This window comes from Aetokthonos hydrillicola CCALA 1050, from assembly GCF_017591665.1.
In the GTDB taxonomy this organism is placed as follows: Bacteria; Cyanobacteriota; Cyanobacteriia; order Cyanobacteriales; family Nostocaceae; genus Aetokthonos; species Aetokthonos hydrillicola.
This window is the reverse complement of sequence record NZ_JAAKGC010000127.1, coordinates 1-13,348: the sequence shown is the minus strand read 5'-3', so window position 1 is coordinate 13,348 and position 13,348 is coordinate 1. Positions and strand designations below refer to the sequence as shown.

10 protein-coding genes are annotated in these 13,348 nt (G+C 39.6%); 5 read left to right on the top strand and 5 right to left on the bottom strand.

Translation table 11 applies throughout. From position 1 onward, the window contains the following. Positions 1-761: 761 nt before the first annotated feature. Entirely contained in the window at positions 762-1,919 is a 1,158-nt protein-coding gene (locus G4P69_RS32495) for a trypsin-like peptidase domain-containing protein (RefSeq protein WP_208353901.1), read from the top strand. Positions 1,920-2,082: 163 nt separating this feature from the next. Here the strand turns inward: G4P69_RS32495 and G4P69_RS32490 are convergent, their stop codons facing one another. Together G4P69_RS32490 and G4P69_RS32485 are read right to left on the bottom strand one after the other, a co-directional pair. After that, complete coding sequence (locus G4P69_RS32490; protein WP_208353895.1) at positions 2,083-2,325, bottom strand: type II toxin-antitoxin system Phd/YefM family antitoxin; 243 nt, start codon at positions 2,323-2,325, stop codon at positions 2,083-2,085. An 8-nt stretch (positions 2,326-2,333) separates the two neighbouring features. After that, positions 2,334-3,485: a hypothetical protein gene (locus G4P69_RS32485; protein ID WP_208353893.1), complete on the bottom strand. Its 1,152-nt coding sequence runs from the start codon at positions 3,483-3,485 to the stop codon at positions 2,334-2,336. Positions 3,486-4,204: 719 nt separating this feature from the next. On the opposite strand from G4P69_RS32485, the gene G4P69_RS32480 reads away from it, so the two are divergent. The 3 genes from G4P69_RS32480 (at position 4,205) to G4P69_RS32470 (ending at position 8,114) form a co-directional block, all read left to right on the top strand. Next, positions 4,205-5,419 carry a serine hydrolase gene (locus tag G4P69_RS32480; protein WP_243903111.1) on the top strand — a complete coding sequence of 405 codons (1,215 nt, stop codon included), beginning with the start codon at positions 4,205-4,207 and terminating at the stop codon, positions 5,417-5,419. Positions 5,420-5,477: 58 nt separating this feature from the next. After that, a complete protein-coding gene (locus G4P69_RS32475) occupies positions 5,478-6,785 on the top strand; it encodes an APC family permease (RefSeq protein WP_208353889.1) in 1,308 nt (435 codons plus the stop codon). A 102-nt stretch (positions 6,786-6,887) separates the two neighbouring features. Next, complete coding sequence (locus G4P69_RS32470) at positions 6,888-8,114, top strand: hypothetical protein (RefSeq protein ID WP_208345121.1); 1,227 nt, start codon at positions 6,888-6,890, stop codon at positions 8,112-8,114. Between the two features lies 1 nt (position 8,115). Here the strand turns inward: G4P69_RS32470 and G4P69_RS32465 are convergent, their stop codons facing one another. From G4P69_RS32465 to G4P69_RS32455, 3 genes are all read right to left on the bottom strand, one after another. Then, positions 8,116-9,213, bottom strand: a complete 1,098-nt coding sequence (locus G4P69_RS32465) for a serine hydrolase domain-containing protein (RefSeq protein ID WP_208345120.1) — start codon at positions 9,211-9,213, stop codon at positions 8,116-8,118. A 123-nt stretch (positions 9,214-9,336) separates the two neighbouring features. Then, complete coding sequence (locus G4P69_RS32460) at positions 9,337-10,617, bottom strand: aminotransferase class I/II-fold pyridoxal phosphate-dependent enzyme (protein ID WP_208345119.1); 1,281 nt, start codon at positions 10,615-10,617, stop codon at positions 9,337-9,339. Between the two features lie 250 nt (positions 10,618-10,867). Next, positions 10,868-12,010 (bottom strand): aromatic ring-hydroxylating dioxygenase subunit alpha, encoded by a 1,143-nt coding sequence (locus G4P69_RS32455; RefSeq protein WP_208345118.1) that lies wholly within the window; start codon positions 12,008-12,010, stop codon positions 10,868-10,870. A gap of 192 nt (positions 12,011-12,202) precedes the next feature. Between G4P69_RS32455 and G4P69_RS32450 the strand changes: the two genes are divergently transcribed. Further along, positions 12,203-13,348 (top strand): MFS transporter (locus G4P69_RS32450; RefSeq protein WP_208353886.1); only part of this gene is annotated, 1,146 nt, incomplete at its 3' end.

Below are 13,348 nucleotides of genomic sequence, written 5' to 3'. Positions count from 1 at the left end.
AAAGGCTCTAAATATGGCACAAGCTACCTTGCGGTTAGATAAATATTTAGCTGACGTTGAAGTTCTCAAACAAAATCTTTGGGGTACAAAACTAATTGCAGAAGGAGAAAAGCTTCTCTCTCATCCTAAGATCCAAGCACTGCGAGTCAACAAATAATACCAATTTCCTGAAATCACATAACAGATAGAGTGTGTAGGGGCGTAGCAGAGTACGGCGTTCGCCCTTATCGTAGACGGAAAGACCCTCATTTGTAGAAAATCGAACGTTGAGGTGCTATTAATTCCTAATCCATATCTGATGATTTCTGTCAATGCGTCAGTTCTAAAATGCAGCCCTTTCAAGGTGGTGGTATAGGGAACGAAAATTGGTCATTTCAACCGTCAAAAGGTTTAATTTTTCAGAACAGAAGTCAGGAAGAGTAACCTCAAACAACCTGTCTTGGTTAGTCACCTTGAAAGGGCTGGTTCTAAAATGTTGGGTTTCGTTCCTCAACCCAACCTACGCAGGTCACTTATCTGAGAGAGGAGAGAAATGCTTCTAGTTCCCCTTCTCCCAATTTTGGGAGAAGGGGTTAGGGGATGAGGGCTATCAAGGTTTTTGCATATTTAGGATGCTCAGAATTAGTTGTTGTTGAAAAAAACTTCACCAAAATAAACTTTAGTCTCACCTAGAAGAACTTATTCTCAAATTTCGGTTGGGGTTGGTGAACACAAATACCATGATGAATAGTAAAGCTATTAACTATTGACGAAACTCTACAATGAAAAGCAAATTATTCAAAATAGGAGCCACAACAATTTTGACTTCTGTCATTAGTGTGATTGGTATCGAAAATGTGTTGAGCTATCAATTGCCGAATATCACCAGAAATAATAATGAATTTCAATCTAATTTGCTAAATGAAAATACTAAAAAATTACAATCGAAAATAATTATAGCAAAAAAATCCGAAGACCAAAACCGGACTCGTCTCTATGAGAAAGCTAGTCCAGCTGTCGTGGCGATCGCTACTGGTTTTGGACATGGTAGTGGTTTTATTGTGAGTGCAGATGGTCTAGTCTTAACTAATGCGCACGTTGTCCAGGATGGTCCTAAAACTGTTGCAATAGTGCTTGCTGATGGTAGACAAGTATTAGCTGATTTGGTTGGTTTTGCATCTGATGGCTTGGATTTAGCAGCGCTCAAAATTCGCAATCAGAAAAATCTACCCTTCTTGCGTTTAGCATCCCCTAGATCAGCGAAAGTTGGTCAATCTGTCTATGCTATTGGTACTCCCCTCAGTCTGGAATTACAAAATACTTTAACCGATGGGATTATCAGCCGCATTGATGCGAAATCAGGCTTAATTCAACATGATGCTGCTGTGAACCCTGGTAATTCTGGAGGACCATTACTCAACTCTAATGGTCAAGTAATTGGTATTAATACTGCTATTTTTAACGATACCGAGATTAAAAGATTTATTGGCATTAGTTTCGCAATACCAACAGATCTAGTCCGTCCTTTTTTGGTAGCTGTAGAACAAGGTAATGCTCAATTAGTGACTCAGCGCCAAAAACCTAGTAATAATCAAGAACAAGATTTACTTTTGAATGGTCAAGTTATACAAGCAGCTTTAAAAAAAGGCGATCGCACTCTCCCAACGAATAGCTATTTTCACATTTATACTTTTGAAGGTAAAGCAGGGCAAAAGGTAAATATTGAAATGGCTAGTCAGCAGATCGACTCCCATTTATACTTACTGCTTCCTGCTAAAGAAAAGCTAGTAGGGGAAAACGACGACATTTCTCCAAAAGATTTTAATGCTAGATTAACTGTGACTTTGCCAGAAAATGGCATTTACTATCTTATAGCTAACACCTTTGAAGCAGGAGAATCAGGTAATTACAGTTTACGGGCGATGATTTCTCAGCAATGAAATATAGCGATTCTCGATTGAGTGCAATACATTTGTAGGGGCGAACGGCGTTCGCCCTTACAATGGGGTGTATTTAACACAAATGAGAACTGCTATAGAGGGGAGCAAAATTGGGTGCGATAGCTTCGCTGCTGCGCTCCGCGCAGATCGCCCCACCCTATGATTACAGGAGAGCGATCGCATTATAATCCTTAAAATCTTCTAGAGGTGCTTCAAAGTCCTCTGATATAGTAATTAAGTCTTTTGCACTACCAAAGAGTGGAGGACGCTTTTCAACAGTCACCACTGAAGTTAATTTTGCGACAGGTTTTTCATCTTTGGTAATAATTATTTCCTCGCCATTAATTGCTGCTTCTATTAACTCAGGTAAATGTAGCGACGCTTCAGCAAGAGTAATTTGTTGCATAACTTATTTTAGAAAGATTTTTCATAGATGCGGTATGTCTTATAGATCTTACCGCCAGCAGCTTCGATGAGTTTGCGAGAAGGGAAATTATCCTCGTAAACCCACGAGAGTTCCGCTCTTTTGTAGGGTTTACCTTTTTGCATTCCGCCTTGCATACCCAAATAAATCACAGCTAATGGAACCATTTTCCGGCGGTACTCTGGTAAAGAGCAAATTGCTATAACTCGTCCTTGATCTATTTGACGGCGATACCAAAGAAATTTGAGAATTCCTAGCCAGTTTAATTTTCCGTTAACTTGCTTCAATGGAATATTGTAATCAGGTAGACCCATAAAAAACCCAACCATTTCGCCATTGTATTCTGCGACTGGGAAAACATCCGGATCTACCAAGCTTTGTAAAGCCTTAGCTTCTTCTAAAAACTCTTCTTCACTCCGTGGAGTAGAACTCCAGTTGTTGGTAAAAGCACGATTAAAAAGGTGATAAATACTGATGCAATCTTCCTCAAAAGCTTTACCTTTCGTTCTCAGGGGGCGGAAGGTAACACCAGATTTTACAGCAATTCGATAAGCCTTTTCAAATTCCGGAGGCAGGGGTTTATCTAGCGGGAAATCATAAGCATAAGCGTCTTTGGCTTTAGACCATCCGTCTCGTTCCATAAATTCTGGGTAGTAGGATGGGTTGTAGGGCATCATCACCATCGGGGGTGAGTCAAAGCCATCAACTAAAAATAGACAATTATTGTGTGTAGATAAATCAATGGGACCCCTAACTTGGGTTATACCTTGCTCGCGTAACCATTGACAAGCAGCCTCGAGTAAGGCTTGAGCGATCGCAAAATCCTGCACGCACTCAAAAAAACCAAACAACCCGATATTCTTGCCTTCTCGCTCAATTAATCGATGATTAATTGCTGCAACAATGCGTCCCACTGGCTGAGGATTATTTGTATCTGGAGACAAAGCAATAAACTGTTGTAACTTTCCATACTGGAAAAAAGGGTTTGCAGGTGCAAACTTCTTTGCCACATCGCTACGTAGAGGTGCTACCCAATAAGGATCATTGGCATAAACCCGTGCTGGAACATCCAAGAACATCTCGTTGTCTGCCAAGGTACTAACAGCGCGAATTTGAATTGCTGGGGTTTGCTTTATCACCATTCGTTATGAGCGATTATTTATTATCTAAAGATGAAATCCTTCTGCAGGCTAAAGATTTTATCACAATGTTTTTTCCCTGACAATTCCCCATTCAGATGATCTTCAGTTGCTTAATTAATTTATGACTTTGGGCAGATTTACGGGTATGCAATAGTGATTAATTCCTAATTTTTCAAAGTTTCTTTGATTAGTTTGGGGGAACATAGGAAAGCAATAAGAACTAAAAAATGTCATGTTATTTTAACATTTAAGTAAAAATAACTAATTTACATGTCAAGAAAATATCCTTTATTAAGATAAATAATCGCTTTCTTTGCTGTGCAAAACCTTAATCATGGAGCTTAAACGCATTAAATCTGAGCAATTTACTATTATTTAGCTTAAATTAGCTGAATAATCCTGATATTCCCTAATAAAAGTCCAGAATCTTCAAAAAATTAAGAAGGGTAAAGCAATTCTAGTATCATAAAATACAATGTTCGCTTTTTTCTTAAAAAACATTCCTAAATCTAGGTAATTACTGATACATTTTACGAAGGAAAGTTTAATACTTAGAAATAAAAATATATTTTCAAAAATCATCTACCAAAAATTATAAAATGCGAAAATGGTATAGAAAATTTTTCTGTAACCGAATTCCTACATTAAGCTTTGCGATAAAATTCAATATCTTGACTCTAGGATTGATAATCCTAGGTGTTTTAGTACCGGCTTTAATAATGAAGCATTGGGCAAAACAATCTACTCAAAAAATCCTCGCTTCACCTACTGTCTCCTTGGGCTCTCTTAGTCATTCTGCTAAACAAGCAGCGTTCAATTTACCTACTGCAACTCCAGTACTTATTGATCACATTTCTCCCAAACAAGGATTCAATTCTACTCAAACTCCATTACTTCCTGATTGGGCTAGTGCTAAGTCACATCTCATTCCCTCTCGTTACCCAGGAAAAGAAAATTCAGAAGTTACATACAATCTCAAAACACCTCCAAGTTTTAGGCAAAGTGAGAAGTTACAAGCAATTGTTAACAATGTCGTCCATTTTACTGCTGCTAAAAATCTACCGACAAAAATGTTATCAATTACCTTAATTGACACAAAAACTGGTGAAATAGCAGGATATCAGCAAGATATACCCAGATATCCTGCCAGCGTAGTTAAGATGTTTTGGATGGTTGTTTTATATGCCCAGATAGAGAGTGGTATTTGGAAGAATGAGGATGCTTTTATTCCTTACTTGTCAAAAATGATTAAGGAATCCGACAATGAAGCTGCTAGTTTTATTGTTGATCAGGTTACAAATACGCACTCTGAGCCAGAACTAGATAGTAAACGATTTAAGATTTGGAAAAACAAACGCCAGCAACTTAACAGATTTTTTCAACAAGCAGGTTACAAAAATATTAACATTAGCGAAAAAACATTTCCGATTTACTACATCAACCTTCCAGAGCCTACAGGTAGTGAATTACAGATGTTAGGTAGCCCAATTTCTGAATGGAATAAAATCACAACTAAACAAGCCGCCAGGTTATTGTACGAAATTTGTGAGCTTAAACAAGCTGTTTCCCCACAAGCAAGTCAAAAAATGTGTGAATGGATCACAAGGAATTTAAACCCCAAGAATTGGCAAAAAGATTTAGCAAAATCTGATACTTTTAACCCTGTAAAAACCTTTTTCGGTGAATCCTTATTCGATAAGGATGTTCAATTACATTCTAAAGCAGGTTGGGTTTCTATTGCCCGCTCAGAAGCAGCAATGGTTACCACAGAAAATAGTTCAACGAGTTATATTTTAGCAATTTTTGGTGAAGATTCTTCATACGCTAATGATACAGAAATTTTTCCACAAATATCTCGTCTTGTTTACAATTATATGACTTCTCGTAGTTTGAGGTTATCAAAAAAATCAAATGCGGAGAAGCATTTTCTTTAAAAAACCATTTTTATAAATCTGTGTTCCATAATTTTTTAAAACATTAAATAACACAAAAATGTCATTAAATAACGAACCAAATTTTAAGAGTATTAACCTATTTACTGCTACCTGTATTGTCGTAGCAAATATGATTGGTACAGGTGTATTTACTAGCTTAGGTTTCCAAGTTGTAGATATTAAATCTGGTTTTGTCATCCTATTTTTATGGCTAGTGGGAGGCATTTTTGCCTTATGCGGTGCTTTGGCTTATGGTGAATTAGGAGCAGCAATGCCACGCAACGGTGGCGAGTACTATTATTTGTCGCGTATTTATCACCCTGTAATCGGCTTTTTGTCGGGATGGGTATCAGTAACAGTAGGTTTTGCAGCACCAATTGCTGTTGCGGCGATGTCGTTGGGACAGTATTTTACAGCTGTATTTCCTCTGTTTTCACCAACAGCAATAGCTTTATTGGTTGTGATTGCAGTGTCGTTAATTCATACGCGCAATCTACAGTTTGGTAGTAGTTTTCAATACATGTTTACCTTACTTAAAGTACTGCTGATACTTGTGCTAGTATTTTGCGGTTTTTACTTAGCAGAACCACAAAAATTGGGGTTTTTGCCTTCAACAACAGATGTGTCCGCAATTTTCAGTTCTCCATTTGCGGTTTCTTTGGTCTATGTTATCTATTCTTACTCAGGATGGAATGCAGCTGTTTACTTAGCAAATGAAGTCGAAAAACCAGAAAAAAATGTACCCCGTGCACTAATTACTGGAACTTTAATTGTCATGGGGTTATACTTGCTGCTAAATTTGATGTTTTTGTATACTACACCGTTGGAGCAATTAGCAGGAAAACTTGAAGTAGGTTACATTGCTGCTAATTATATTTTTGGTGCCAACGGCGCAAAGATAATAGGATTACTGATCTCTGTCGGGTTAATTTCTTCGATCAGCTCAATGGTATTAGCTGGATCAAGAGTTAGCCAAGTCATTGGCGAAGATATTGGGTTATTTAAATTGCTAGCTAAAAAGAATGCTCAAGGAATTCCCAACTACGCGATTTTGTTTCAGCTATGTTTAGTGATCGTATTACTAATTACTTCTAGTTTTGAATCAGTTATAACTTATTTAGGATTTACTCTAACTTTCTCATCATTTCTCACAGTGTTAGGAGTATTTGTGTTCAGATTCAAATACAGTGATATACCGTCAACTTATCGCACTTGGGGATATCCCGTTACACCTATCATCTTTTTAGTAATTAGTTTGTGGATGTTAGTTTTTATCTTTAGTGCTAAACCTCTGGAATCTTTGGCAGGTTTTTTGACACTGGGACTTGGTCTAATTATTTACTTTTTTGCGAAAAGAATTAGCTAATTCCAGATGTAAAAAAACGATTGAGGAGCAGCCAGCGCGGTAGGTAGCTCCCTCTTAAATTCTCAATTTAGAATCCTTTTTTACTTACCTTTTATTAAAGTTATGATAAAAAATGTAAAATTAACATTGGGTATATGGGTTGGTCTTGCTGTCTGTGTTTCTTTGGGATTTTTGGTTTATTTTACTAGCTCCAAAACTAAAGAAGAAATTAATCAGATAGCTCATCAAAATCCAGATGCTTCTAAACCTGCTCCACATTCTTCCCAAAAATCAAAGCCAATATTTGATCAATCAAGATCAGAACATTTGACTAATACAGCAAAATTTATCTCAGGAATGAAAGTAGATAGTAATAGTGATTTAAATCGCTTTCAAAATAATGATAGTTGGCTTAGCTATCAGAAAGCTTTTGATAATGCTTGGTCAAAGTTAGAAAATCAACAATTAGTCAAAGTCAGACAATGGTCGCAGCAAGAGCTCCAACAAATTCATAGTGATTCTTGGTCGATTTTTTATCCCTTTAGTGGGCCAGATTTTTTGTACGCCTATTCTTTTTTTCCAAAAGGAAAAGAATATGTATTAGTGGGTTTAGAACCAGTAGGTAGTGTTCCTGATTTGGCTAGTCTCTCTGAAAGTAAACGCAATTTAAAATTACAGGAAATTAGAAGTTCTCTGTATGCAATTTTGCAATTTAGCTTTTTCCGAACTAATGATATGAAGGTGGACTTGCAGAAACAAGGAGTTTTACCAATTTTGTATGTGTTTCTGGCACGTACTCAAAATCGTATCCTTGACATGCAAGAAGTTGGGATAGACAAAAGTGCAAACATTCAGCCGTTTAAGAAAGGCATGATTCCTGGAGTGAAGATTATGTTTGCTCAAGAGGGAGAATCTCAAACTCGTACTCTATATTATTTTTCTAGTGATTTGTCTAATGAAGGACTGAAAAAACAACCACAATTTAGTCAATTTATTAACAAATTAGATAAGAAATTCACTTACTTAAAGGCAGCATCATACTTAATGCATGGCGATGATTTTTCTCAGATTAAAAATCTAATTTTGGCTGAAAGTAGCTATCTTTTACAAGATGACTCTGGTATGCGGCTTAAAGAGTTTGACCTTTCTAAATGGAAGTTGAAGTTTTATGGCACCTATACCAGTCCCATTCGTATGTTTGCCCATGATTATCAACCAAACTTGAGAAAAATCTATCAGAGTGACAAGAGCATTAAGCCTTTGAATTTTGGCATTGGTTACCAATTTGGCGTTAATAGCTCGAATTTAATGTTAGCAGAGGCGAAGAATCTTGCTGATAATAAACCCTAAGCTAGTAATTAATCATTTTGAAATTGAAAGCTGGATGTTTTCCACTAATTGCGAGAGAGACAATTCTGTTGCAAATTTTTAAGCCATTTTGACTATTGGTCAAAATTACAATACCAATACCCGATTCCTTGGAAGCAATTGTAAAACTCTTAAATGTTTCGAGATCACCCCAATGCCAGAAAAAATTACCATCCCTCGTTTTTTCTAATCCCCAACCTAAACCCCAGCCAAGAAGCTGATTAATCTGAATCTGCGATCGCAACATTTCATGTAAGCTAGCCTCTGTAAGTCTAGGACTATCAATGGTACCTGGTTGCATCATCATCATGAGAAATTTGGCATAGTCACTGGCTGTAGTACGCAAACTCCCTGCTGCGCTGGCACGCTTTGGTTTACTCATAGGTGTGGGTTTACCCTGGCGATCATGTCCGTCGCTAGCGGTTGCTTGGTAACCTGATTCCCATATCAAGCTACTACTGTCCATACCTGATGGGACAAAAATGGAGGAGTGCAAATACTCGTTTAAAGGTTGCTGAGTTATCTCTTCTACAACCTTCTGTAAGTAAATATAACCTTCCCCCGAGTAACTAAATCTTGTCCCTGGTGAAAACTCAATTTTGAGAGGATCATCACCGCTCCAATTTGGAAAACCAGTCGTATGAGAGAGTACTCGGCGGGTGGTGATAAGCTTGATTCTGGGATCGGAAATATAGGGTTTAGCAGTATAGTCTGTTAGTGGAGCATCCAAATCTAGTTTCCCTTGTTCCACCATTTTCAATGCCGCGTAAGCAAGTAAAGGTTTACTTAACGAGGCAGCAGCAAATATAGTATCGTTAGTTACAGATTTTTTAGTGTATTTATTGGTCACCCCAAAGCCGTGACTCCAAAAAAGTTCTCTATTGCGGATAATTGCTAACTGTAAACCCGGAATCAGCGCAGCTTGCATCAAAACAGGGACTTGCGCTTCTAGATTAGTAATCACCTTATCCGTTGCGGAAAGAGAATACTTAGAGTGTGAATCAATTAGACTAGCGCAAAGAAGACTAGTTAAAGCCGTTACACCGTAGAGTAATTGCCTACGAGATAAAATTTTAGGCATATAGCGATATTTTGACCGAAGGGTTAGAAGCTCTTATGTAACGGAAGGGGAAAGCAGTGATCAGTTACTAGTCCGCAGTCCGCAGTCCCCAATCCCCAATCCCCAATCCCCAATCCCCAGTCCCTAAGCACTAATTGTTGGTTTATACAATAAGTTGCGAGTTGCCACCATAGTAGAAACCAGACGATCCATATCCGCTTGAGTATGGAGGGCGTTAACTGTGATACGAACGCGAGGTTTAGCTATAAACCAAATGGGAGAAACCCATATACCGTGAGTTTGTAGAAGTTCTCTAGCAAAGAGCTTGGGATTAAGCTCCGATGGTAAAATCACTGGTATAACATTTGTCTCACCAATTGCCACGAAATCATGCTCAGCTAAACGCGATCGCAAGTAGCGAGTATTTTCCTGAAGCTTTTGTACAAGTTCTGGAGCTTTACGAACTTGACGGATACTCTCCAAAGCAGCCGCCGTCATTGGCGGTGGTAAAGAAATTGTTCCTATGGAAGTTGGAGAGACATTAAGCAGTGGTACAAGTTCTGCCACATGACTACTAATTGCGGCTCCTGCTGAAGCAGCAAACTTAGAGAAAGTCGTCATAATCAGTGGCACAACCCCGCGCTGAACTGCCTGCATTGGGAGAAGATTAAAATGTTCATAGATTCCTCTTCCCGTTTTCCCTATCGAACCGCTTGCATGAGCCTCATCCATCACCAAGACACTGCCTGGATAATTTTCCAGAATGTCTAGCATCTCAGGTAAAGGAGCAATATCACCATCCATTGAGAACACGGCATCGGAAATTACCATAATCCGATCATCAGGTAAGGCGTATCGACGTAGCTTGCGAGCCAAGTCCTCCATATTACAGTGCCGATAGGCTTTCACACGAACCCGAGGACTGTGCCCAAAAACCTTTCCTGAACGTGTCCCAGCGTTAACCACTGCTGAGACGATGCAGCCATGATTGAGAACGTCAGTGAGAATCAGCGTCTCGCGTGTATTTTGAAATCCTGGTACTGGAATTGCTAAGTGGCAAAAAGCATCCATTAAGGCTTGCATTGCCATCCAAGCATTCATAAATAACTGCGTGTGGGGTAGGTGCTTGAAAGCAGAAATTTCGTCTTCTAGTTGTCGGTGAAGGTCAATGCGACCACTTAAGACGGAGGTGGAGCTATTAGATGTTCCGTATTTTAAAATAGCATCAATAGCAGCTTGCTTAACGGCTTCTTCTTGAACTAGCCCTAACACATCATTTGTGCAAAAGGTGAGAACGGTTCGACGATCACCAGTTGCCGCATCTTCAATTTCGACTATATTACCCTGCTTGTTATGACATACATATTCGTCGGGATCTAGCCCACTTTCATACCAACGCTGAACATACTCTTTGACAATTTGCACGGATTTACTCCCCTCACCTTCTAGATAGCGTATCGCTTCAACAGCAAAAGTATATTTGCATATTTTTATAAGCTGGTTGTATGCTACCCAGGTCTAGCACTACCGTCGACGAGATAGAACTTTATAGTCTCGAATAATACATTCAACCCAATCATTTGTTATTCTTTATACTAATTTTATGGTAAGTAGAGTGAGCTAGACAAGAATTAGCCAGGCTAAATGATTTGCCTTCATAGATCGTCGATATTCCTTATGTTATATCCGATATATCTGGGACAATAGCCTCAGATATAGAGATAGACTTTTCTGGTTTCCGGTTCCGACTAGGATTATTTTGCTGTTGACTAGATTGTTGCACGTATTGTTCATACTGCCGAATAGCCAATCTCTGAACGGCAATAATAGCTGGGTTAATTTCTACATAGCGGCGATTTGGATTTCCTAGATAGGTTTGCTGTTCACTTTCGACCATTTCAATATCTTGGGCTAAAAATCTTAGCAAGACAAGACGCTGGAGAAGTATTTGTAACACAGGCTTGAGTAGTTGGAGTAACCACTTCGGAAGCCGAATTTTGAAGAAGAAGAAAGCAATAGAATGGGTTTCAGTTGGCCCAACTGGGAGCCGCATCAGGTATAAAGTAGAAATTCCCTGAAGAGAACTGTAAAAATGAGGATAGCGATACTCAGTGGAAACAGGTAAGGTTGTTACCTGGTTGGCGTGTTCGCTCAACCCCAAAAACTTTGCCATTCGACCTTTATAAGAAACTTTATACTCAGTACGTACTGATGTATCAGTTTCTCGTAAACTAATCAAGACTGGATCAAACCAACCCTGTAACTTTTGGTGAAGAAAACCATGGAAAACGTCCATAGAATTTTCATTACAGATTGTAAAGTGCGCTTTGATCTTCGCAGGAACAGGAACCATAAACCAGTCAGGCTCGTCGAATTCAGCAATATCGGGCGGCTGGCTAATTGCGGCTAAAGCGGGGTCACCTGGAAAAATCCAGATGAGATCGTATTTTTCCTGAATTGGATAGCTCCGAGCTTGGGCGCGGGGAAGTTTTTGTTCCTTTGGAAGGTAAGGAATACCAACACAATGACCTTCAGGATTAAATTCCCAACCATGATAAGCACAAGCTAAGTTGCAGCCTTGTACTTTCCCCTTGTGCAGTTCCACGCCTTTGTGAGGACATACATCTTCCAAGGCTTGCAGATGACCATTATCGTCCCGATAAACAGCAATCCCTTGCTGCCAAATAACGACCTTCATGATGCTACCAGTACGCAGTTGATTTGACCAACCAACTGCGTACCAGTAATTGGCATTAATACCAACCTGTCGGACAGCATTTTGAACTGTCTGGCCTATTAGAGTCGTAGCCAGTTCCATATCATCGTTCCTCTATGCTTATTTCTGTATTTAGCTACTTAGTCTGCCATAAGTCAACCAACTTGTTCCTACAAATACACAGCGACGGATTTTGGAGTAATATTTCCCCCTTGTCGTCCTTATCTCCCCTAGGTACTAGCCACGCTGGTCTCCCTACGCTATATTTACAAAACATCTTGGATTTCTAAACTTATGTTGAGTGATTCCAGATTGTTAGTGTTGCTAGCGGCTGGTTCCCTAACCACAATGGCAGGGGGGGTTGTTGCCCCAATTCTGCCCGAAATGGTGCAAATACTCCATCTTGATCCCAGATTTGCTGGTAACCTAGTCAGCCTGCATTGCTTGACAATCGCTTTGTTCAGCCCCCCGTTAGGTATCTTAGCAGACCGAATTGGTCGCTTAAAGGTACTCATTCCTTCGTTGATCTTCTTCGCCCTATTTGGCATAGCTGGGGCTTTTATGAACAGTTTGGGACCTTTATTAGTGTCTCGCGGGTTACTGGGTGCAGCCAGTGGTGGTAGTGCAGCAGCCAGCCTCGGTTTACTAGGAAGTATGTATGAAGGTAAGGCGCGATCGCAAGCCCTTGGTTACGCCACCAGTGCACTGACTATCACTGGTATTGCTTTCCCACTTCTAGGCGGTTTGGCTGGAGCCATTAATTGGCGATTCGCTTTCTTGCTGTATGGTTTCGGAATTCCTCTTGCACTGTTAGCAAATTTACTTCTTCACCCAAAGCAGCCAAAACAAAAACAATCCTCGCTACCCAGTAGCAACAAACAGCTAGCTAAAGTGTTAAGCTATCCCAAAATCTGGCTGCTACTGCTGGTCATTGGTTTAAACTCTATAGCAATGTACGCCGTAGTCATCTACGCGCCTCTGTACCTAAAACAAACCATTGGAGCCGGAGCTGTTCTCAACGGTATTGTCTTAGCATCTCGTGCTGTTGGAGCCGCAGTAGTTTCAGCCGTAGGTTCTAGACACATAGCACAATTGTTCGGTAAAGCTAAAGCTATTGCTATAGGATTTGCCTTAATGGCAATAACCTTAGTAACGATTCCCTTCCTAAATCACATCGGCTGGATATTACTAGCCTCTATCATCTTTGGCGTTGGATTTGGGATTACTCTACCTAACCTCTATGACAGTTTAGCAAGCCTCGCTCCTCAAGAACTGGGTTCTAGCATCTTAGCTGCTGGCACTGGCGTTAGTTTTTTAGGACAATTCCTCTCCCCGATTATTTTAGGACCATTGCTAAACTTTAGTGGTATGGAAGGAGTTTTTTATGCAGCAGCTGGTATAACAGTCATCGCAGGATCACTCCTATTTTTACCGAGACGT

Excerpts from the sequence above, each read along its gene's own strand:
- G4P69_RS32495 (WP_208353901.1), top strand. The coding sequence starts at position 762 with ATGAAAAGCAAATTATTCAAAATAGGAGCCACAACAATTTTGACTTCT.
- G4P69_RS32490 (WP_208353895.1), bottom strand. The coding sequence starts at position 2,325 with ATGCAACAAATTACTCTTGCTGAAGCGTCGCTACATTTACCTGAGTTA.
- G4P69_RS32485 (WP_208353893.1), bottom strand. The coding sequence starts at position 3,485 with ATGGTGATAAAGCAAACCCCAGCAATTCAAATTCGCGCTGTTAGTACC.
- G4P69_RS32480 (WP_243903111.1), top strand. The coding sequence starts at position 4,205 with ATGAAGCATTGGGCAAAACAATCTACTCAAAAAATCCTCGCTTCACCT.
- G4P69_RS32475 (WP_208353889.1), top strand. The coding sequence starts at position 5,478 with ATGTCATTAAATAACGAACCAAATTTTAAGAGTATTAACCTATTTACT.
- G4P69_RS32470 (WP_208345121.1), top strand. The coding sequence starts at position 6,888 with ATGATAAAAAATGTAAAATTAACATTGGGTATATGGGTTGGTCTTGCT.
- G4P69_RS32465 (WP_208345120.1), bottom strand. The coding sequence starts at position 9,213 with ATGCCTAAAATTTTATCTCGTAGGCAATTACTCTACGGTGTAACGGCT.
- G4P69_RS32455 (WP_208345118.1), bottom strand. The coding sequence starts at position 12,010 with ATGGAACTGGCTACGACTCTAATAGGCCAGACAGTTCAAAATGCTGTC.